The sequence below is a fragment of the Brevibacillus thermoruber 423 genome (assembly GCF_000454065.1).
GTDB lineage: Bacteria > Bacillota > Bacilli > Brevibacillales > Brevibacillaceae > Brevibacillus > Brevibacillus thermoruber.
On the sequence record NZ_KE695654.1, the window covers coordinates 288,950 to 308,909 of the forward strand.

Here is a 19,960-nt window from a genome sequence, read left to right on the forward strand (position 1 = left end):
CGTCTCACACCTTTATATTGGTTACTTTTCGGACCAGCACATAGGACAGGATCGTTCCCAGGATAAACACGCCCAGCAGGATCAGTCCGAAGCCGGAGAACAGCGGATCGATAAACCCCTTGTTCATCGTGTTCATCATCAGCACCAGGGCGATCGGCATGATCGGTACCAGAATGGAGACGTAGCGCTGTTCGGCGGTCATCGTCTTGATCTCCTGGTTGACGATCCGCCGATCCTCCAGCGTTTCTGCCATCTCCTGCAGCACTTCGCTGAGGTTCCCTCCGGCGCGCCGCTGGATGTACAGCGTGGCCGCAAAAATCCGAAAATCCCGGGTCGGAATGCGCTTTTCCATATCGGCGAGCGCCTTGTCAAAACTGACTCCCAACCGCATTTCACGCGCCATGCGTGTAAACTCCTGCCCGGCTGGCTGCGGGATTTCCTTGGCCACCAGTTCAATTCCCTGTGTCAGCGTAAGCCCTGCGCGCAGCGAGTTGGCAAGCAGGCGGCACACCTCCGACAGTTGGTCGTTCAAGCGCTCCTGGTACTTGTTTCGCCGCACGAGAAACAGCAGGTTTTGCAGCAGGTACATGGCGGCGGAGCCGGCGATGAGATTGTAGGGAAATGTCAGCCCGACGACGTTGTTGAAAAAGAAGGCCAACCCAAACGCGCCAACCAGCATAATGCCGTAATACTCGGAAGGGGCAAGGGAAATATTTGCTTTGATCAGCTTGCCTTGTATCTGCCTGGCATGGGGGGTACGGTCGAAGCGATCCCCCCAGTCGAGGAGAAAACTTTTGCGCTGGGATTTGACATCGTACCACTCTTCCGCTCGTTTTTTCCATTCCGTCTTTTTCGCCCGGTATCCCAGGTATTCATAGAGCCCCCATATCCCGAGCAGAACGGAGAGACTAAACAGAATGGAGATGCTCACGTCGTTTCACCTCGCCTGTCGCAAACAGCGATTCGTCAATCTCGATACCAAACGTTCTGAGTCTTTCCAGCGAACGGGGCACGACGCCGGTTGCGGCGAAGTACCCCAGCACTTCCCCCCTGCTCCCGATGCCGGTGCGCTGGAAGCGGAAGATTTCGTTTACTTCCACGCGTTTTTCTTCGGTTGTCACCACTTCCGAAATGGAGACGATCTTGCGCGTCCCGTCGGAGAGACGCGTCACCTGCACGATGATGTCGAGGGCGCTGACGATGTACTCCCGAATGATGGAAGACGGCAAATCCATGCCGGCCATCACGACCATGCCCTCCAGCCGGTTGAACGCATCCTGGGGCGAGTTGGCGTGAACGGTGGTGAGCGATCCTTCGTGCCCCGTGTTCATCGCCTGCAGCATGTCAAACGCTTCGGCGCCCCGCACCTCCCCGACGATGATCCGGTCCGGCCTCATCCGCAGGGAGTTTTTCACGAGCTGTCGAATGGTGATCTCCCCTTTTCCCTCCATGTTGGGCGGGCGGGCCTCCAGCCCGACGCAGTTGGGGTGGGCCAGCCTCAGTTCCGCCGAATCCTCGATCGTGATGACGCGCTCATAGGGGGGAATGGCGCAGGCTACGGCATTGAGCAGCGTCGTCTTCCCGCTCCCGGTGCCTCCGGAGATGAGCACGTTCATTTTCGCTTCGACGACCGCCTGCAGGAAGCGGGACATCGCCTCGTTGAACGAGCCAAACTGCATCAGGTCATCCATGGTGTAGGGGTCTTTGCGGAATTTCCGAATCGAGACCAGCGTGCCATTCAGGCTGATGGGAGGAATCACCGCGTTGACGCGGCTGCCGTCCTTCAGACGGGCGTCCACCATCGGCGAGCTCTCGTCGATCCGCCGTCCGAGCGGCGCCACGATCCGGTCGACGATGTGGCGCAGATGCTCCTCGTCGCGAAACTTCAAATCGGTCAGTTCCAGGCGGCCGTTCCGCTCGATGTACACCTGACTGTGGCCGTTGATCGAAATTTCCGTGATCTCCGGGTCGTTCAGCAGCGGCTCCAGCGGTCCCAGGCCGACGGATTCGTTGATCAGGCGGGTGAGCAGCAGTTCCTTTTCGTTTCGCGGAATGACGACCTTTTCTTCCGACATGTATTGGGATACCAGGCGCTCAATCGCCAGGCGCATCTCGGTCGACGAAAGGCTGGTCAGCCGTTCCAGGTTGGTCTCCCGCAAGAGTCGGGCCTTGTAATGTTCCGCCAGTTCGTCCAGGTACGGATTGTAGGAAGGAGCCGCAAGCGGAGATGCAAGGGTCCGGGGCGCCTCATCGCCAGGCGGGGTCTTTTCGTGCCTGCGTCGGAATAATGCCATCGAACTCCCCCCTTACGACAATTTCCTGAGCACCCATTTGCGAATGTCCTTCGCCGCAGGAGACAGCTTTTTCTCGTTCGCTTCTTTTTGCAGCGGCTTCCCCTGATTGACGGCCGCCTGAACGCCCTGGTGATCCCTGCTGATTTCGGCGGTGATCGGGGCGGTGATCAACCCCTTCAAGTCGGAGACGGCCAATTCGTTGTCCCTGCCCACCTGGTTGACGACGACTTCCAGCCTGCCGGCGGTATCGATCCGAAGCCGTCTGAACAATTCTTCCGCGAGCCGGTAGATCTGAACCGAAGGCGTGTCGAGATTCATCACGTAGTAGATCAGGTCCGACTCCGTCAGCGCCGTGTAGGTCAGCTCGTTCATGTACGACGGCAGGTCGACAATGACAAAATCGTAGCTGCGGCGGCTGGCGCGGATTAACCGGGTGACAAATTCCTCCGAGATGTGCTCCGCTGTCTCCGCATCGCGCGGACTGACCAGGACTTCCAGCTTGGAATGGATCTCCCGCTGCGCCACATTGCGAATGTGGTTCTCGTTCATCTCGTTCATGACCGGCATCAGATCGGCCAGCGTGCGGCTGCTGTCAAGCGAGAGAAAGGTTTCCACGCCGCCGTACTGCAGGTTGAGGTCGATCAGCAGGACGCTGGCGGTGGATTCCAGTTTCAATGCCTGCGCAAAGCCGGTGGCAAGCTGCGTACGGCCGCTCCCCCCTTTTCCGCTGTAAAAGGAATACACTTTTCCCCGGCCGCGGACCAACGCCTTGCCGGACGCGTCCGCTCCCTTTTTGCGCTGCTGCATCTGCGCCAGCTCGGAGATTTTCTCCAGACGGTCCGTCAGCAGCGCCAGTTCGTCGGGCATCACGATGTATTCAACCGCACCGGCGCGGACGACATCCCGCAGCAGGACGAAATCCTGCTCTTCCGTGAGAAAAATGACAATTCCCTCGGGCAGCTCGCCCTGTATGTACTGAACCAGTTCCACCCCCGCCCCGTCTTCCGGCTGCACGAGCAGGACGACATCGGGTCCGATCCGGTCAATCTCTTTCTTCACTTCCATCGATGTGGTGTACTGCACATGCTCGTAGGGAGCGAGCCATTCCCGCAACAGGTCTTTCACCGAATCGTAATCGGCTACGACGAGAATGTTGAGTTCCGTTTTCATGCCTTACCCTCCGGTTTTGGTTCCTGCTTGCTGCTTCGCGGGCTGTCCCGCGTTTGGCGCCGTCGCAGGGGATGTCTGCGGCGCAGGAGGTGTCTGCGGCGCCTGTGACGCCGGTTTTGCCGCCGGACTTGCGGCCGGTTTGGTTCCGGGCGCAGGGCTTTTGCCAGGCGTCTCCTGCTGGCCGGGTTTCGTTTCTTGAAACGGCTCGGGAATGGCCGCTTCTCCTTTGCCGACATTGGCCTTCAGGATCCGCATGAGCTCAGCGTAGTTCTGCTGATGGATGAACCGGGGCACGTCCTCAAATGGCAGTTCCAGCGCCACGCCTTTAAACTTGCCCTCCGATTTGGCCACCATCGCCACCGGCACGTCTTTCATGAACACTTCCGTCACCGGCTTACCGTTCACCTCGTGCGAGATGATGACATCCACGCGGTCCAGCGCCTCCAGTTCCTGGTCGAAGATGATGTTCCCCCCGGCATACACCGTAATCAGGCGGTGATTTTGGTCCCGGACGATGTTGGCGGGCTTGAGGATGTTTTTGGTAATGACGTCGCCCTTGGACAGGGGAACGACCGTCACCTGGTTTTTCAGGCTCAGTTTGTCGGTCACGTAGGATTGATCCGCGTATTTCTTCGGGATGGGCCTCGTCGTCAACTGATCCGGCTGAATCAGCGAGCGGGACGGAATGTCGGCGTTCGCCACGTAAATCTCCACCATTTCCCCCAGTTCGGCGTTCAAATCCTTGATTTTTTTCAGAAACAGAAAGCCCGCCAGAGCCGCAAGCAAAAAGGACAATGTGAGAAAAATGATGGCACGTCGTTTGGATTCCAGCATGCAGATGATTCCCTCTCCTTGGATAAATGGTGTCAGCCGCGAGACACGGCATGATGCTGTCAGACCATGCGGATCGGCTCACGACTGGGTCGGAAAGCGCAGGATGGGGTTCCTGGATGCTCCATCATGCCAGCCGCGAAACATGTCGAAAGATTTCGAAAGCAATTTGTAAGTTACAAAATAAGGAAAAGATTTGCCGCAGCACGGCCGTCTCCCCGGGGTGGATCAGACAGCGGCTGCCGTCATGTATAAGAGAATCGTCCCCCCCGCTATGAACGGAGCCAGCGGAACCTCTTTCCATTTTCCTACTGCCGCCCATCTTTTTCCGATGGCCCACAGGGGAATGGCGACAAATCCCGCGATGATGTAGGCAAGGGCCATGATCAGCAGCCCGGCCTGCCACCCCACGGCGGAGCCCACAAGCGCAAACAGCTTGATATCCCCTCCCCCCAGTTGGCCGCTGCTGACGACAGCCATGCCAAGCGAGATCCCGCCCAACACGATCGCGCCCAGCGCATACGTCACCCATTGACCGGGGTGGGCGATGGCATGAAAGATGAGGAAGTACGCGATCCCCGGCAGCGTGAGCCAGTCGTAAATCATGCGTCGGCGCAGGTCGGTGTAGACGGACACGGCCATGATGAGAAAAACGGGAACGGTCACGAACGGGGACAGCAATCCATGCCCTCCTTCCCATTATTTGGGGTGGGTGTTTTCACCATCATCGACGGAATTTGTCAGGAAAAGGTTGCAAGGTTTGAAAAATTTTTGGTCGAAAAGACCCAGGGACGTTTTTCGCGTCCGGCTGCAGGAAGGGCGGACAGCCCGGCGGTTCGACGAATGGTCGGGGGGATGGTGGAGAAAAACCGGGGTGTTTCAATCGGTACGGGTAGATGACAAACAAGGTCTGGGCGGTGATGCGCATCGGCGCGATTGGTTCACCGCTGCACCGCTACCTTAGGTAGACAGCGGTCTGGTACAGAATGCACAGCCACAGCCAGATTACGGTGAATGCCGCGGCAATGGCTCGGCCTTTCATCGCATGGGTCTTGAGCCGTTTCCAATTTCGCACAAATCCGGGCAGCACCAAGATTGTCAGAAAAGAGTTGAACACGATCAGTCCGATGTAAAGGCCTACACTCAAGATCCCTGCACCCTTTCCATGAGTTTGCAGCCTGCCTCCCTTCAACGACAAACGCCCTGCTCTCTGTGACGGTACCGACAGACAGCCTCATTCACCATTGCCAAGAACAAGAAAAATATAGCAAAAATGCCAAAAGAACGGTATAGTTCTTTTGGCATTCCTGTTATCGCCTCACGCGATCTTCGTCTGTCTTCTGTTAACTGCCGGTTCTCGCCTGCCTCAAACGCTTACCACGCGGCCACGCAGCCGTCCGTGCGCATGTCGGTGCCGCCGATCAGCACGCCGTTTTCGTCCCGCCAGATGATCTGGCCGCGGCCGAAGTTGCTCGAAAACGATCCCCACTTGATCTGGTGCCCCTTTTGTTCCAGGGCGAGGGCGATATGTTCCGGGAAGTGGCGCTCCACCTCCACCGTTTTCCCTTCCAGCCACTGCCAGCGCGGGGCGTCCAGCGCGGCCTGCGGGTTGAGGTGAAAATCGATCGTGTTCATCACCACCTGCACGTGCCCCTGCGGCTGCATGAAGCCGCCCATCACGCCGAACGGTCCGACCGCCTTGCCGTCCTTGGTCAAAAAGCCCGGGATAATCGTGTGGTACGTCTTTTTCCCCGGCTCCAGGCGGTTGTCGTGGGCGGGGTCGAGCGAGAAGTTGTGGCCCCGGTTTTGCAGCGCGATGCCCGTTCCCGGCACGACGATGCCCGAGCCGAAACCCATGTAGTTGCTCTGGATGAACGAGACCATGTTGCCTTCCCCGTCGGCCGTCGCCAGGTAGACCGTCCCGCTGGAGCGCGGGTCGCCCGGCTCCGGCGTGAGCGCACGCTCGCCGATCAGGCGGCGCCGCTCGTCGGCGTACCGGTCGGACAGGAGCTCCTCGACGGTCACGCTCATCTTGTCCTGCTGCGTGATGTAGCGGAACCCGTCGGCAAACGCCAGCTTCATCGCCTCGATCTGCTTGTGGTACGTGTCAACCGTCTCTTTCTCCCCAAACGCAAAACCCTTCAAAATGTTCAGGGCCATCAGCGCCACCAGGCCCTGGCCGTTGGGCGGAATTTCCCAGACGTCATAGCCGCGGTAGTTGACGCTGATCGGCTTGACCCACTCCGGCCGGTAGGCGGCCAAATCCTCTTTGCGCAGGAAACCGCCGCACTGCCGGGAAAACGTGTCGATTTTTTCCGCCAGTTCGCCGCGATAGAAGCTTTCCGCTCCTGTCTCGGCAATCTGCCGCAGCGTCTCGGCATGGCCGGGCGACTTCCAGATCTCGCCCGCTTTTGGCGGCCGACCGTCCGGAGCAAAGGTGGAGAACCAGGGGGCAAATTCCTCACCGCTCAGCACCTGGGAAAACTTGTTGTAGGCGATCGCCCAGTAGCGGGCCAGCGTCGGGGAAAGCGGGTAGCCGTTTTCCGCGTACTCGATCGCCGGCTTCAGCACTTCCGCGAGCGGCAGGCGGCCGAAGCGGCGGGACAGCTCCGCCCATGCCGCCGGCGCCCCCGGCACCGTGACCGGAATCCAGCCGTAGGTGGGCATGGTTTCGTGCCCTCTCGCCTTCACCGCTTCGATGGAAATGGCCTGCGGCGCGGGACCGCTCGCGTTCAGCCCGTGCAGTTCCCCGTTGGTCCAGACCAGCGCAAACGCGTCGCTGCCGATGCCGTTCCCCGTCGGTTCCACCACGGTGAGGCAGGCGGCCGTGGCGATCGCGGCGTCAATGGCGTTCCCTCCTTTTTTCAAGATGTCCAATCCGGCCTGCGCCGCAAGCGGCTGAGAGGTGGCCACCATGCCGTTTTTCGCATACGTCGTCATACGCCGGGACGCGTACGGGTACTCCATTGCGTCAAAGTGTGTCATACGTATACCTCCGATTCAACTGTAATCGTTAGCCGATGAAGAAAAACCCGTAACCCATGGACAGGGCGATTACAAGCGCAGGGTTCAGCTTCCACTTTTCCAGCAGGAGAAAGGAGGCGATGGCCAGGATGCCGGTCTGCATCCAGCCGATGCCCTCCACGGCTCCGAGGAAAAACTCGTACGTCATCGTGCCCAAGAGCACGGTGACAATCGGACGGACCGATTGCGTCATCGCTTTCACCTGCGGCGCGTTGCGAAACACGTTGAGGAAGTTCAGCAGCAGGATCATGGCGATGGCCGTCGGCGCGATTGTCGCCAAGAGCGCGACCGTCGCCCCCGGCACGCCGGCCACCTGGTAGCCGACGTAACCCGCCAGCTTGGTGGCGATCGGACTGGGCAGGGCATTGGCGACCGCCAGCACCTCCCCGAACTCTTTCATCGTCATCCAGTGATAGTGGTCGACCACCTCGTTCTGGATCAGCGGGATGCTGGGCGGCCCGCCGCCGTAGCCGAGAATGTTGGAGATAAAAAACGCCCAGAACAACTGCAGGTAAATCATGCCGCCCCCTCCTTGCCGCCCGGCGTTTTCCGCTTCCGCAGCACCCAGGTGGAATAGGCAAACGAACCGGCCAGGGCAATGCCCACCACAATGCCGGGGTGCAGGTCAAGGAAGAGCAGGGCCACCAGCGACAGGACCAGCATGAGGGCGACGCCGCTCTTGTTCCCCGCTCCCTGCCAGCCCTTCTGCAAAAACTCCCAGGTCAGCACGCCGGTCATGACGGCGATCACCGGCTGGATCGCCTGAATCATCCCGTACACGCCGGGCGCGTCCTTCCACTGGTAAATCACCTGCAGCAGCGCGATCATGACCAGCACGATGGGCAGCACCACCGCGCAGTTGGCCACCAGCGCGCCGCTCCAGCCTTTGACCCGGTACCCGATAAACGCTGCCAGCTTGGTGGCGATCGGGCCGGGCAGGGCGTTGGCCAGCGCCAGGTTGTCGGTAAAGTCCTCTTCGCTTACCCATTTGTACTTCTGCACGCACTCGGCGTAAAACAGGGGGACCATCGTCGGGCCGCCGCCGTAGCCGAAAATGCCGATGCGAAAAAACGCGAGAAACAACTGCCAGTAGATCATCTGAATGCCTCCGTCCCGCCGTCAGGTCGCCAGCTCGCCTGCATGTACCAGGTGGCAGGAGACGAACTGTCCTCCCCCGATATCGGTCAGGCTCGGCGCTTTGGTCTTGCACAGGTCGGTCGCATGCGGGCAGCGCGGATGGAACGTGCAGCCGCTCGGCGGATTGGCCGGACTGGGCAGGTCGCCGGTCAGCAGGATGCGTTCCCGCTTCTGCCGCGGTTTGGCCACGGGAACGGCGGACAGCAGCGCCCGCGTGTACGGATGGCTGGGATTGTCGAACAGCGTCCGCTTGTCGGCAATTTCCACCACCCGCCCCAGATACATGACGGCCACCCGGTCGCACAGGTGTTTGACGACCGACAAGTCGTGCGAGATAAACATCAGGGTCAGGTTAAACTCTTTTTTCAGATCTTTCAACAGGTTCAGAATCTGCGACTGGATCGAGACGTCCAGCGCCGACACCGGTTCGTCCGCGATGATCAGCTTCGGCTTCACCACCAGCGCCCGGGCGATCCCGATGCGCTGCCGCTGGCCGCCGGAAAAATCGTGCGGATGCCGGTTCAGGTGCTCCTTGCGAAGACCGACGATCTCGATGATCTCTTCGATGGTTTTCAGCCGTTCCTCCCGCGTCCCGATGTTGTGCACCTCCAGCGACTCCATCAGGATTTGCTTGATCGTCATGCGCGGATTGAGCGAGGCGTACGGGTCCTGAAAGACCATCTGCAGGTCCTTGCGCATGCGCCGCATCTCTTCCTTGGACAGCTTGGCGAGATCCTTGCCGTCAAACCAGACCTCCCCTGCGGTCGGTTCCAGCAGCCGCAAAATGGTCCGGCCGGTGGTCGACTTGCCGCACCCCGACTCGCCCACGATGCCCAGCGTCTCTCCTGGAAACACCTGCAGGTCGATGCCGTCGACGGCCTTCACGTATCCCGTCGTTTTCTTGAAAAAGCCGGACTTGATCGGAAAGTGCTTCTGCAGCCCTTTTACTTCCAACAGCGGCTTCATGCCTCATCCCTCCCTTCCGCGTACAGCCAGCAGCGGCATTTGTGGCCGTCCAACTGCAAAAGCTCGGGCGGCTGTTCGTGACAGATCGGCATGGCCTGCGCGCAGCGCGGGGCAAACCGGCAGCCCTTCGGCATCTGGTTGGGCAGCGGCACCGCGCCCGGGATGGTGTCCAGGTACTCCCGCTCCTCGTCCAGCTCGGGAATCGATCTCATCAGGCCGATGGTGTACGGGTGTTTCGGCTGTTCAAACAGCGTTTCCACGTCGGTCTCCTCCACCACCTGCCCGGCGTACATGACGATGACGCGGTCGCACATCTCGGCGACGACGCCCAGATCGTGCGTGATCAGCATGATCGATGTGCCCGTCTTCTCCTTCAGTTCCCGCATCAGGTCGAGAATCTGCGCCTGGATCGTCACGTCCAGGGCCGTCGTCGGCTCGTCGGCGATGATCAGCTTGGGGTCGCACGCCATCGCCATCGCGATCATCACGCGCTGCCGCATCCCCCCGGAGAGCTGGTGCGGGTACTCCCCGTAGATCTCTTCCGCGCGCGGCATGCCCACCGCTTTCAGCATCGCGATCGCCCGTTCCTTGGCCTGCGCCTTGCTCACTTTCCAGTGCAGCAGGATCGCTTCTTCGATCTGCCTGCCCACCGTGTGCAGCGGGTTGAGCGAGGTCATCGGCTCCTGAAAGATCATCGAGATTTCGTTGCCGCGCACCGCCTGCATCTCTTTTTCCGACAGCTCCAGCAGGTTGGTGCCGTTGAACCGGATCGTTCCCTCCGCCCTGCCGTTGGGCGGCAGCAGGCGCATGATCGAGAGGCTGGTGACGCTTTTGCCGCAGCCGGATTCGCCTACGACGCCAAGCGTCTCGCCGGCGCGGATGGAGAAGTCGACGCCGTCGACCACGTTGACGACGCCGTTTTCCGTGCGAAACCGCGTTCTCAGTTGTTCCACTTCCAGTATGGTCGTCATGAGGCTCTCCTCCCCAGTTTATTTCCGCACCCGCGGATCTAGTATTTGCTGCAGACCGTCGCCCAGCAGGTTGAAGCCGAGCACGACCAGGAAGATTGCCATGCCGGGGTAAAAGGTGGCGTACGGCGCGACGGACATCAGCGTCTGGGCCTGATTCAGCATGCTGCCCCAGGACGGCGTCGGCGGCTGTACGCCCAGCCCCAGATAGGAGAGCGAGGCTTCCGCCAGAATCCCCGCCGCCATCGCCAGCGTGGCCTGGATGACGATCGGGTTGAGCGCGTTGGGCAGGATGTGGCGGAAAATGATCCGGCTGTCCTTGACGCCCACCGCCCGGGCCGCCTGGATGTACTCCATGTTGCGAAGCGACAGCACCTGTCCCCGCGTAATGCGGACGAAGGCGGGGGAAAAGCCGATCCCGATCGCCAGCATGGCGTTGCCGAAGCCGGAGCCGAGCACGGCGGAGATGGCGAGCGCCAGAATCAGAAACGGAAACGCCTGCATCGCGTCCACGGTGCGCATGACGATCCACTCGTCCCAGAAGCCGCGGTAGTAGCCGGACAAAAGGCCGATGGGCACGCCGATCAGCATGGCGATGCCGACGGAGATGACCGCCGCTTCAATCGAAATGCGGGAGCCGTAGATGACCCGGGAGAAGATGTCCCGTCCCAGGTCGTCCGTGCCGAACGGATGCTCCGCGCTGGGCGGCATCAGCACCTTGTCGTAGTTTTGCGCGTTGGGATCGTAGGGGGCGATCTGCTCCGCGAAGATGGCGACGACGATCAGCGAGAGGATGATCAACCCGCCGAGAACGCCCAGGCCGTTGCGCACAAATTTTCGCATCGCGTTCATTATCCTTCCGCCCCTTTCCCCGCCTTGATGCGCGGATCGATGACAGCGTACAGGAGGTCCACCACCAGGTTTACCGCCACGACCAGAATGGCCGACACCAGGATGGCCCCCTGGACCGTGACGTAATCCCGCTTAAACACCGATTCTACGATCAGCCGGCCGAATCCCGGAATGGAAAAAATCGATTCGGTGATGACCAGCCCGCCCAGCAGGCCGGCAATCATCAGACCGGAGGTGGTGACCACGGGAATGAGCGCGTTGCGCAGCGCGTGGCCGAGCACGGTGCGCACCTCGTTCAGCCCCTTGGCCTTGGCCGTGCGGATAAAGTCCATGTTGACCACTTCCAACAGGGACGAGCGCAGCATCCGCATCAAGACGGCCGATTCGCGCAGGCCGGTGGCCAGACAGGGCAGAATCATCGCCATGATGTTCTGCGCCGGGTTTTCGCTGAACGGCACGTAGCCCGAAGACGGCAGCCATTGATTTTCCACGGCGAAGTAAATGATCAGCATCATCGCCAGCCAGAAGCTGGGGATGCTCATGCCGCCCAACGCGGCAAACGTGCTGGTGTAGTCGATCCACGTTCCCCGCCGCACCGCGGCCAGGATGCCGGCCGGAAACGCGATGAGAAGCGCGACGAGAAACGTGCCGATGGTCAGCTCCACGGTGGCCGGCAGCCGCTGCATGATCAGTTCGGAGACCGGCACGCGGTCGGTAATCGACATGCCCAGATCCCCCTGGAGCACTTTGCCCAGCCAGGAAAAGTACTGGACCACAATCGGTTTGTCCAGCCCCAATTCGGCCCGCAGCGCCTGATACGCCTCCGGTGTCGCCTCTTGTCCTAAAATGACCCGGGCTGGATCGCCCGGGATCAAGTGGATTAAGGAGAACGTCATGATCGACACCAGAAGGAGAATCGGGATTGTCAGCAGCAGGCGTCTCACCACAAACATCATGACAATTCCTCCCCGTACTACGGTGTGTCGGTTACTGCTTGTCCAGCGTCGCCGTGCGGATCAGGCCGTCCGGCACGTAGGTAAAGCCGCTGATCTTCTTGCTCATCGCCAGCAGGTTGTACTGGTGGTAGACGTAGACGTAGCCCGCTTCTTCCTGCAGGATCTTGACCGCCTCCTCGTACATCTGCTTGCGCTTCGCTTCGTCAAGCTCCACGCGCGCCTTGGCGGCCAGCTCGTCCAGCTTCGGAATGCTGATGCGGCCGTCGTTGTTGGGGGTGCCGGTGACGACGAAATCATAGAAGTTTTGGTCGGGGTCCTGGCGTCCGGACCAGCCCAGGTTGAGCGCCTCGAAGTCGCCTTTGTCCCCTTTTTCGATCAATTGGCCGAATTCCAACTTTTCCAACTGCACGTTGATGTTGTAAGGTTTCAGCATGTTTTGGATCACGGCGCCGAACTGTTCGTTCTCCGTCGAGGTCGCGATGTTCAGCTTGAAGCTGAATCCGTTCGGCTTGCCGCCTTTGGCCAGAAGCTGCTTGATCTCATCCGGATTCGGCTTGACCGGCTTGTCCAGCTCGCTGCTGTACGCCAGGTTGCCCGGCGCAAACGGCGAACGGCCCGGCAGCGCGTAGCCGTTGAACAGCACCTTGACCACGGCTTCCCGGTCGATGGCCCGCTCCACGGCCTGGCGCAGGTACTTGTTGTCAAACGGCGGCTTGCTGTTGTTCAGATAGAAGCCCATGTAGCCCATGCTGGGTTCGGCCACCAACTGCAGGTTGGCATCTCCTTTGATCGCCGGAATCTCCTTCACCGGTACCTCATCGATGATGTCCAGCATGCCGGAGCGCAGGTTCTGCACCTTGGCCGTGCCGTTGGTGAACACCTTGTAGGTGACCTCATCCACGTTCACCTTGCCGTTCCAGTAGTTGTCGTTGCGCTTCAGCGTCACGTGGTCTCCTTTGACGTGCTCGACGAAGACGAACGGCCCGGTGCCGACCGGATGGTTGAGGAAGTCGTCCCCGTACTGTTTGACAGCCGCCGGCGAGACCATCATCCCCGAGCGGTCGGCCAGGATGGAGAGCAGCGGCGCGAACGGCTCCTTCAGTTGAATCTTGACCGTGTGCTTGTCAACTGCCGTGACGGAGTCCACCACTTTCAGCTCGCTTTTGCGTCTGGACTTTTCGCCGTTCATGTTGCGCTCGAAGTTGAACTTGACCGCCTCCGCGTCAAAGTCGGTGCCGTCGTGGAACTTGACGCCCTCTTTCAGCTTGAGCGTGTAGGTTTTGCCGTCCGGCGACACTTCGTACGAGCTGACCAGCATCGGCACGATCTTGCCGCTCGGATCGATGTCAAACAGCTTGTCGTAAATGCTGGCGTACACCATGCGGTCGACCAGCGCGGTGGAGGTGCTCGGATCGAGCGTCGGCGGATCTGCTTTCAACCCGATGTTGATCACTTTTTTGCCTGTGCTGGCGGACGGAGCGGTCCCCGTCTGACTGCCGCCACCTCCTCCACAACCGGCGGCCAGCAGCGCTGTTCCCAAGACCGCTGCCAGCAGCGTTTTGCCCATCTTTTTCGATAACATAAGTCCTCCCCTTCCTTTTTGTTGAATGTATATGGCAACCGCTCCTGCTGCCAGGAACGATTGTCTTCAGCGGATAAAGCGAAAGCGCGATTTCAGCACTTTCAGTTCGTTGATGACGTTGACCTTGGTGATGCCCTTGATTTTGTTGAGCTTATTCATTAAAAATTGCGACAATTCCTCGTAATCGCGGTTCAACACCTGGATCATCAACTGGTAATCGCCCGTGGTCAGCACGACCAGCCTGACCTCGTAGATGTCCTGCAGTTCCGCCACCACGTCGTCCAGCTTGTCCGCCTCGACGGCCACCTGGATCAGCGACTGCACCGTGATTCCGGCCTTGACCGGGTTGACGATTCCTACCAGGCTGAGCACGCCCTCGTCCTGCATCTGCTGGACGCGTATCCGCACGGTCTTTTCCGTGACGCCCAATTCCTTGGCGATCTGCGTAAACGGCAGCCGCGCATTGTCCTGCAGCGCGCGGGCGATGGCGTAATCCAAATCGTCCAGTTGGGAATACAGTGAGCGATGATATTTCTCTTCCATAACTCCCCTACCTTTTTTCGACCAGATTTCCTGTAAGTCATTACCTATTGCGGCAATAAAAATAAATTTTCCGACGAATATCGTCTATGTTTAGATACTATAATACGATTCTCACCTAAGTGCAATAGTTTTCTCAAAATTTATTCTACGCAGCATTTTCAATATACTTTCTGAAAACATATGCTGTTTCGCCATATTCATCCGGCTTCGCGCAGCCGCATCACGGGCCACGCCCGGCTTCCTCCAACGACAAAGATCCCGGGCAGCAGGGTCCTCCTGCCGCGCGGGATCTGCGCAGGCCGCTTTCTATAACACCGCTTTTTTCAAGTGGAACAGGTAGCGGTTGCGGATCATCCAGAAATAGACGAATTGCACCAGCACAAAACTTGCCAGCACGATCACCGTCGGTTTGAAGACCGATGCGATGAGCATCAGCTTCAGCATGCTCTGCAGCGACACAAACGCGACGGCGCTGTGGACGATCGCCACCAGGATGGGAGCGAAGAACAGCAGGGCAATTTGCGTCGTGACGATTTTGGACAGCTCTTGTTCGGAGAGCCCGATCTTGGTGATGGCGCCATACTGACGCTTGTCGTTTTCCAGGTCGGTGTACAGGCGGAAGTACAGGAAGCTGGCCGCCGCGACAAAGAACAGGACGCCGACGAAGAGGCCGATGAACAGGCCGGTGTTGGCCATCTGTTTCAAGATGTAGTACTGCGGAGCGCGGGCGGAAAGGGAATACGACCTGGTACGTCCGTCGCCCAGTTCCTGTTCCAGCTTTTCGCCAATCTCCTTCGTCTCCTTCCAGTTGTCCACGACGTACCCATAGCTGTGCTGCTCCGCCACCGGTTTTGCCCGATCATACAGCTCATCCGGCACGACGGCGATCGGCCCGCCGGTGAGCGAAGGGAGCAGGGGAAATCCCTCCACCCCTTTGGGCTGCAGCCGTACGTTCCCGATTTGCAGCGTCCCGCTCTCGATCAGCTTCTCGTCCGGCCAGCGCGGGAAGTAGACCGCTTCCCGATCTCCCACCGTCACTTCCTCCGCGCCAGCCGCGCGGGCAAAGCGGTTGTAATCGGACTGCTTCACCACGGCGACCGAGGCGTCCCGCTCGTCCTCGCTGGTCGGGACGGGCAGGTAGCGAACCGTCAGGGCGTACTTTTCAAACGGAAAGCCGCCTTCTCTCAGCGCCGTTTCAATCATGGCCAGATGCTGCTGTTCCTGCTTGTTTTCCGCCATCGAATGATATTCGAACGCAAACGGATTGGTCTTGACCACCGTTTCCTGAATCGAACCGGCCAGGGCCGCCAGCGTCCCGATCGCGCAGAACGCCACCGTGGAAACGATGCAGACGAGGAAAAACATCCGCGCGTTGTCCTTCATCCGGTACGCCAGGGCGGAAAGTGTCACCAGGTTGGTGCGCTTCCAGTATACGCGGCGGTTTCGCTTCAACAGCCGGATGATGAACACGCTCAACTGCGTGAACAGTAGGTAGGTTCCGGCAATCGTCATCGCGCTGACCGGCAGCAGCAGCACCGGGACGTACGTCCCTTCCGCCCAAAGCGCCAGGGCGTAGGCCGTCCCCAGCAGTCCCGCCGCCAACAGCGAGAGAAAGACGGACGCGGTCGGCTCCCGCTTCGGCCGCTGGCTGCCCTGCAGGAGTTCCAGCAGGTTGCTCCGCTTCAAAAACAGGACGATACACACGGAGATGGCGACAAACAGGAAGAGGAACGCGACCACCGTCAAGGCAATCGCCTTGAGCGGCAGGTAAAACGGCAGCGCCTCCACATCCAGCAAAAAGCCGGCAAACAGGAAGAACAGCTTGCCCAGCACCATCCCCAGGCCGATGCCGAACACGATCGCCAGCAAGCCGATGATGAGGTTTTCCATAAAGATCAGCACGTTGCGCTGCCAGCGGGTCATGCCGTGCATGAACAGGATGCCGAACTCTTTCTCCCGCTTTTTCAAGAAGGCGCTGACGCAGTAAAACAGAAAAAAGAACGAAAACAGGTAGATGATGTACTCGGCCACCATCATGCCCTTGGCCACGTTGGCGTTAATCTCCCCGTTCTCAATCTCCGGATGGAAGATAAACATCGCATAGATGAAGAAAATCATCACGGAAAAGACGCTGCTCAGGAAAAACGCGGCATAGGTGCGCTTGTTGCGGGAGACGTTGTTACACGCGAATTGTCGAAAGGTCATGCGCGTTCCCTCCCAACAGCGACAGGGCGTCGATGATTTTCTGGAAGAACGCCTGCCGGCTCTCTCCCCGGTACATCTCGTTGTGCAGTTGGCCGTCCTTGATGAAGATCACGCGGTGACAGTAGCTGGCCGCCAGCGGGTCATGGGTGACCATCATCATCGTCGTGCCGTCGTTCTTGTTGATCGCCTCCAGCGTCTCCATCACGCTGCGGGAGGCTTTCGAATCCAGGTTGCCCGTCGGTTCGTCCGCCAAAAGGAGCGACGGCGAGTGGATGATCGCCCGCGCGATGGCCGCCCGCTGCCGCTGGCCGCCCGACACCTCGTAGGTGCGTTTGTCCAGAATGTCGCTGATGCCCAATTTGGCCGCCACGGTCTCAAGCTTCTCCTGCATGACGCGCACGTTTTCGCCGTCCAGCGTCAGGGGCAGGATGATGTTTTCCCCGATGGTCAGCGTGTCCAGCAGGTTGAAATCCTGGAAGACGAATCCCAATTCCCGGCGGCGGAACAGCGCCAGCCTGCTCCCCTTCAACTGGTGGGGATTGGTGCCGTTCAAAAGCACCTCCCCGGAAGTGGGCTTGTCGATGGTGGAGATCATGTTCAGAAGCGTCGTTTTCCCGCTTCCGGACGGCCCCATGATGCCGACAAACTCTCCCTTGCGAATGGTAAAATCGATGTCGGTCAGCGCGCGATACGTGACCTTGCCTCCGTATATTTTGCTGAGTTTCCTGACTTGCAGCATGTCCATGTGCGCTTCTCCTTTCGTTCGAGCGTTTCAAACCGTGCAGTCTTCCTGCTCTCCTTCCCACTATACGGAAGCGCGCGCAGCCAAGCTATCGAATTAGCTTTCATCCTCCTTACGTTCTTGTAAGGTTGGGACGACGGCGGCAAAGACGATGCGGACCGACGTGCCCTCGCCCACCTTTGACTCCAGTTCCACCCCGTGATGCAGGCGGCCGCAGATTTCCTTGACCAAATACAGCCCCATGCCGGTCGATTCCGGGTATCGGCGTCCGTTTTCCCCCGTAAAGTACGGCTGAAACACGCGGTGGACGTCCTCCGGCGGAATGCCGATGCCGTTGTCCCGCACTTCCAGGACCACATCCATCCCGCGCGGATAGGCAAGGATGCCCACTTTGCTGCTTTTGCCCGCGGAGTAGCGGACGGCGTTGGTCAGCAGTTGATTGAGCACGAACGACAGCCATTTCTCGTCCGACTCCACCGCAAGCCGCTCGTCCACCTTCACTTCGGGATACACCTGATTGCGGATAAACAGCCGCTTGTTTTCCGACACCACCGCCTGGACCAACTGCCTAAGCGAGACCGATTCGATGAGAAAATCCTGTTCAAACCGGTCCAGCCGGGCGATGTACAAAACCGTCTCCAGCCCGCGCTTGATCCGGTCCACCTCTTCGCGGACGCTTTCCGCCCGCGGATCGGGATCATCCTGCAGCAGCAGGTGAATGACCGAGATCGGCGTCTTCATCTGGTGCACCCACTGCTGGATAAACGTCGTGTATTCCCGCTGCTTCGTTTCGTAGGCGTGGAGCTGCTCCTTGAACAGCCGGTACAGCTCCTGAAACGTCTGGTCAACCGCTCGTCCCAGGGCGGCGTTGCCGTGCCGCTGGTTCAGCTCGTCCAGCGACTGGACGGGATGGCTCAGCCGTTGGTAGACCGGCCGGTTCAGCAGGTACCGGACGACCAGGTAGCTGCCGGCAAAAAACGCGCACAGAAACACCGCGTAGCTGATCAGCGAAGGGTTCCAGTACCCGTCCAGCGCAAAGATGAGCACGAGCAGCGCCAACTGGACAAAGAAAAACACCAGAAAGACGAGCTGGTCTTTCCAAAACAGCCTCATCGCCCGTCCTCCCAGGTGGCCCGCAGGCGGTAGCCGGAGCCGCGAACCGTCTCAATCGCTCCGTCCAGGTTCAGGTCTTTCAGCTTGCTGCGCACGCGCGTAATGTACACATTCAACGTGTTTTCGTCCACGAACTGCTCGTCCCACAGCTTCTCCAGCAGGCGTTCGCGGCTGACGACGCGCGGGTACTGGGTGATCAGCGCCTCCAGGAGCAGCGCCTCTTTTTTGCTCAGCTCCACTTTCCTGTCGTGCATCACCAGCTCCATCCGCTCCGGAAACAGCTTCAGCCCGGCCGCCTCCACCGTCCGCTCCCCTTCCTGGACGGCGTACATCCCGTAGGCGCGGCGAAGCTGGCTGCGGATTTTCGCCAGCACCACGTCGTAGTCAAACGGCTTGGTAATGTAATCGTCGGCGCCGTTCTCCAGCGCCATCACCTGGTCCATCTTGCTCTCCCGCGCGGAGATGAACAGAATCGGGCAGTTGGACACCTGCCGGATCTGCCGGCACCAGTAAAACCCGTCATACTTGGGCAGGTTCACGTCCAGGAGCACCAGGTCGGGCTTCACCTCGGCAAACACCTCCATCACCCGGTCGAAGTGTTCGATGTTGACCGCGTGATAGCCGTATTTCTCCAACTGGTTTTGCAGCAGCTTCGTGATTTTCGGATCGTCTTCCACAATCATGATCGTCGACATCGGCATACTCCTCGCTCTCATACTCCTTATGTTGTACTATACCAAAAGAGTTCCGCCGGCAGTAGCGGACGGGCCCCCGCCCGGATTCGCCCCCGCGATGCGCGGGCACACGAAAGAAAAGGGATGGCGCTGTCGTCCATCCCTCGGTGGGTTCCTATCCTTGGGCAGCCATTAGCTGCTGCAGTTTGCGGATGCCGCGGAAGTGCAAAATCTTCACGGACGCTTCCGACTTGCCCAGGATTTTTGCGATTTCGTTCATTCTCAGGTCGGCCAGGTAGCGCAGCGAGATGACGCGGCGCTGGTCCACGGACAGCGTCCGCACGTTTTTCCACAGCGCGTCATGGGATTCCCGGCTCAGCAGCCGCTCCTCCGGCAGCTTGTCGTTCGCCTTCATCGCCGCAAACGTCTCGGTGTCGACCGGGCACTCCCGCTTTTTGCGCAGGTAGTCGACCAGGGTATTGTGGGCGATGCGGAAGATCCAGGCGCCAAACGGATGCCGCCCGTCGTACTGGTCCAGCTTGGCGTACACCTTGACAAACACGGTGGTCGTCAAATCCTCCACGTCCCAGACGTTTTTGACGCGATAGCGGAAATACCGGTGAATGTGGGCGGAATACTCTTCGTAAATGCGCTGATGATTCCATTGTTCATGCGTGCGTGTGGTGTTCATGGTTTTCTCCCGTTTCCTCATCAAGAATTCCGAATGATTTGTCTTTATTGTAAAAGCAGGCGGCTGCCCGAACCATCGCGTTACATTTCAAGAACCTTACATTTTTGTAAGGTGGGGAGAGAACCGCACGGTTACGATATGAACGGGAGTAAGACGGCGGGGAGGCCCTTTGTCTTCACGTTTGAAACCTTACCTCAGAACGGAGGTAAGGT

At 59.4% G+C, this 19,960-nt stretch carries 20 protein-coding genes; all 20 read right to left on the reverse strand.

Features of this window, described 5'->3' with window-relative positions:
- Positions 1–4: 4 nt before the first annotated feature.
- The gene (locus tag M516_RS0120900; RefSeq protein WP_029100848.1) at positions 5–931 is read right to left on the reverse strand and encodes a type II secretion system F family protein; all 927 of its coding nucleotides are present in this window, start codon (positions 929–931) and stop codon (positions 5–7) included.
- Positions 909–2,294 (reverse strand): TadA family conjugal transfer-associated ATPase, encoded by a 1,386-nt coding sequence (locus M516_RS0120905; RefSeq protein ID WP_029100849.1) that lies wholly within the window; start codon positions 2,292–2,294, stop codon positions 909–911. Before M516_RS0120905 ends, M516_RS0120900 begins: the two co-directional genes overlap by 23 nt.
- Before the next feature lie 12 nt (positions 2,295–2,306).
- Positions 2,307–3,464 (reverse strand): CpaE/TadZ family protein, encoded by a 1,158-nt coding sequence (locus tag M516_RS0120910; RefSeq protein WP_029100850.1) that lies wholly within the window; start codon positions 3,462–3,464, stop codon positions 2,307–2,309.
- Between the two features lie 3 nt (positions 3,465–3,467).
- Positions 3,468–4,298 (reverse strand): Flp pilus assembly protein CpaB, encoded by an 831-nt coding sequence (gene cpaB / locus M516_RS0120915; RefSeq protein WP_029100851.1) that lies wholly within the window; start codon positions 4,296–4,298, stop codon positions 3,468–3,470.
- A gap of 225 nt (positions 4,299–4,523) precedes the next feature.
- Positions 4,524–4,976 (reverse strand): prepilin peptidase, encoded by a 453-nt coding sequence (locus M516_RS0120920; RefSeq protein ID WP_029100852.1) that lies wholly within the window; start codon positions 4,974–4,976, stop codon positions 4,524–4,526.
- 274 nt (positions 4,977–5,250) lie between these two features.
- On the reverse strand, positions 5,251–5,442 hold the full coding sequence (locus tag M516_RS0120925; RefSeq protein ID WP_029100853.1) for a hypothetical protein: 192 nt from the start codon (positions 5,440–5,442) through the stop codon (positions 5,251–5,253).
- A 227-nt stretch (positions 5,443–5,669) separates the two neighbouring features.
- On the reverse strand, positions 5,670–7,280 hold the full coding sequence (locus M516_RS0120930; RefSeq protein ID WP_029100854.1) for a gamma-glutamyltransferase family protein: 1,611 nt from the start codon (positions 7,278–7,280) through the stop codon (positions 5,670–5,672).
- A 28-nt stretch (positions 7,281–7,308) separates the two neighbouring features.
- Positions 7,309–7,839, reverse strand: coding sequence for a chromate transporter (locus M516_RS0120935; protein ID WP_029100855.1), 531 nt, complete (start codon positions 7,837–7,839; stop codon positions 7,309–7,311).
- On the reverse strand, positions 7,836–8,417 hold the full coding sequence (locus M516_RS0120940; protein ID WP_029100856.1) for a chromate transporter: 582 nt from the start codon (positions 8,415–8,417) through the stop codon (positions 7,836–7,838). The genes M516_RS0120935 and M516_RS0120940 overlap by 4 nt, the downstream gene beginning before the upstream one ends.
- A 21-nt stretch (positions 8,418–8,438) precedes the next feature.
- Entirely contained in the window at positions 8,439–9,422 is a 984-nt protein-coding gene (locus M516_RS0120945; protein WP_029100857.1) for an ABC transporter ATP-binding protein, read from the reverse strand.
- Positions 9,419–10,393, reverse strand: coding sequence for an ABC transporter ATP-binding protein (locus M516_RS0120950; RefSeq protein WP_029100858.1), 975 nt, complete (start codon positions 10,391–10,393; stop codon positions 9,419–9,421). The genes M516_RS0120945 and M516_RS0120950 overlap by 4 nt, the downstream gene beginning before the upstream one ends.
- Positions 10,394–10,411: 18 nt before the next feature.
- Positions 10,412–11,242 (reverse strand): ABC transporter permease, encoded by an 831-nt coding sequence (locus tag M516_RS0120955; protein ID WP_029100859.1) that lies wholly within the window; start codon positions 11,240–11,242, stop codon positions 10,412–10,414.
- Positions 11,242–12,198, reverse strand: a complete 957-nt coding sequence (locus M516_RS0120960) for an ABC transporter permease (RefSeq protein WP_029100860.1) — start codon at positions 12,196–12,198, stop codon at positions 11,242–11,244. Before M516_RS0120960 ends, M516_RS0120955 begins: the two co-directional genes overlap by 1 nt.
- A 31-nt stretch (positions 12,199–12,229) precedes the next feature.
- Positions 12,230–13,780, reverse strand: coding sequence for an ABC transporter substrate-binding protein (locus tag M516_RS0120965; protein ID WP_029100861.1), 1,551 nt, complete (start codon positions 13,778–13,780; stop codon positions 12,230–12,232).
- A 66-nt stretch (positions 13,781–13,846) separates the two neighbouring features.
- Positions 13,847–14,323, reverse strand: a complete 477-nt coding sequence (locus tag M516_RS0120970; RefSeq protein ID WP_029100862.1) for an Lrp/AsnC family transcriptional regulator — start codon at positions 14,321–14,323, stop codon at positions 13,847–13,849.
- 306 nt (positions 14,324–14,629) lie between these two features.
- Positions 14,630–16,528 carry an ABC transporter permease gene (locus M516_RS0120975; protein WP_029100863.1) on the reverse strand — a complete coding sequence of 633 codons (1,899 nt, stop codon included), beginning with the start codon at positions 16,526–16,528 and terminating at the stop codon, positions 14,630–14,632.
- Positions 16,503–17,273: an ABC transporter ATP-binding protein gene (locus tag M516_RS0120980; RefSeq protein WP_029100864.1), complete on the reverse strand. Its 771-nt coding sequence runs from the start codon at positions 17,271–17,273 to the stop codon at positions 16,503–16,505. The genes M516_RS0120975 and M516_RS0120980 overlap by 26 nt, the downstream gene beginning before the upstream one ends.
- Before the next feature lie 93 nt (positions 17,274–17,366).
- Complete coding sequence (locus M516_RS0120985; protein ID WP_029100865.1) at positions 17,367–18,383, reverse strand: sensor histidine kinase; 1,017 nt, start codon at positions 18,381–18,383, stop codon at positions 17,367–17,369.
- The gene (locus tag M516_RS0120990; RefSeq protein ID WP_029100866.1) at positions 18,380–19,078 is read right to left on the reverse strand and encodes a response regulator transcription factor; all 699 of its coding nucleotides are present in this window, start codon (positions 19,076–19,078) and stop codon (positions 18,380–18,382) included. Before M516_RS0120990 ends, M516_RS0120985 begins: the two co-directional genes overlap by 4 nt.
- Before the next feature lie 154 nt (positions 19,079–19,232).
- A complete protein-coding gene (locus tag M516_RS0120995) occupies positions 19,233–19,748 on the reverse strand; it encodes a sigma-70 family RNA polymerase sigma factor (protein ID WP_029100867.1) in 516 nt (171 codons plus the stop codon).
- Positions 19,749–19,960: the final 212 nt, after the last annotated feature.

What these genes read in the sequence shown, in the direction of transcription:
- M516_RS0120995 (WP_029100867.1), bottom strand. Translation starts at nt 19,748, where the DNA reads ATGAACACCACACGCACGCATGAACAATGGAATCATCAGCGCATTTAC.
- M516_RS0120910 (WP_029100850.1), bottom strand. Translation starts at nt 3,464, where the DNA reads ATGAAAACGGAACTCAACATTCTCGTCGTAGCCGATTACGATTCGGTG.
- M516_RS0120950 (WP_029100858.1), bottom strand. Translation starts at nt 10,393, where the DNA reads ATGACGACCATACTGGAAGTGGAACAACTGAGAACGCGGTTTCGCACG.
- M516_RS0120935 (WP_029100855.1), bottom strand. Translation starts at nt 7,839, where the DNA reads ATGATTTACCTGCAGTTGTTCTGGGCGTTTTTTATCTCCAACATTCTC.
- cpaB (WP_029100851.1), bottom strand. Translation starts at nt 4,298, where the DNA reads ATGCTGGAATCCAAACGACGTGCCATCATTTTTCTCACATTGTCCTTT.
- M516_RS0120990 (WP_029100866.1), bottom strand. Translation starts at nt 19,078, where the DNA reads ATGTCGACGATCATGATTGTGGAAGACGATCCGAAAATCACGAAGCTG.
- M516_RS0120930 (WP_029100854.1), bottom strand. Translation starts at nt 7,280, where the DNA reads ATGACACACTTTGACGCAATGGAGTACCCGTACGCGTCCCGGCGTATG.
- M516_RS0120940 (WP_029100856.1), bottom strand. Translation starts at nt 8,417, where the DNA reads ATGATCTACTGGCAGTTGTTTCTCGCGTTTTTTCGCATCGGCATTTTC.
- M516_RS0120965 (WP_029100861.1), bottom strand. Translation starts at nt 13,780, where the DNA reads ATGTTATCGAAAAAGATGGGCAAAACGCTGCTGGCAGCGGTCTTGGGA.
- M516_RS0120960 (WP_029100860.1), bottom strand. Translation starts at nt 12,198, where the DNA reads ATGATGTTTGTGGTGAGACGCCTGCTGCTGACAATCCCGATTCTCCTT.
- M516_RS0120980 (WP_029100864.1), bottom strand. Translation starts at nt 17,273, where the DNA reads ATGGACATGCTGCAAGTCAGGAAACTCAGCAAAATATACGGAGGCAAG.
- M516_RS0120955 (WP_029100859.1), bottom strand. Translation starts at nt 11,242, where the DNA reads ATGAACGCGATGCGAAAATTTGTGCGCAACGGCCTGGGCGTTCTCGGC.
- M516_RS0120905 (WP_029100849.1), bottom strand. Translation starts at nt 2,294, where the DNA reads ATGGCATTATTCCGACGCAGGCACGAAAAGACCCCGCCTGGCGATGAG.
- M516_RS0120945 (WP_029100857.1), bottom strand. Translation starts at nt 9,422, where the DNA reads ATGAAGCCGCTGTTGGAAGTAAAAGGGCTGCAGAAGCACTTTCCGATC.
- M516_RS0120985 (WP_029100865.1), bottom strand. Translation starts at nt 18,383, where the DNA reads ATGAGGCTGTTTTGGAAAGACCAGCTCGTCTTTCTGGTGTTTTTCTTT.
- M516_RS0120970 (WP_029100862.1), bottom strand. Translation starts at nt 14,323, where the DNA reads ATGGAAGAGAAATATCATCGCTCACTGTATTCCCAACTGGACGATTTG.
- M516_RS0120975 (WP_029100863.1), bottom strand. Translation starts at nt 16,528, where the DNA reads ATGACCTTTCGACAATTCGCGTGTAACAACGTCTCCCGCAACAAGCGC.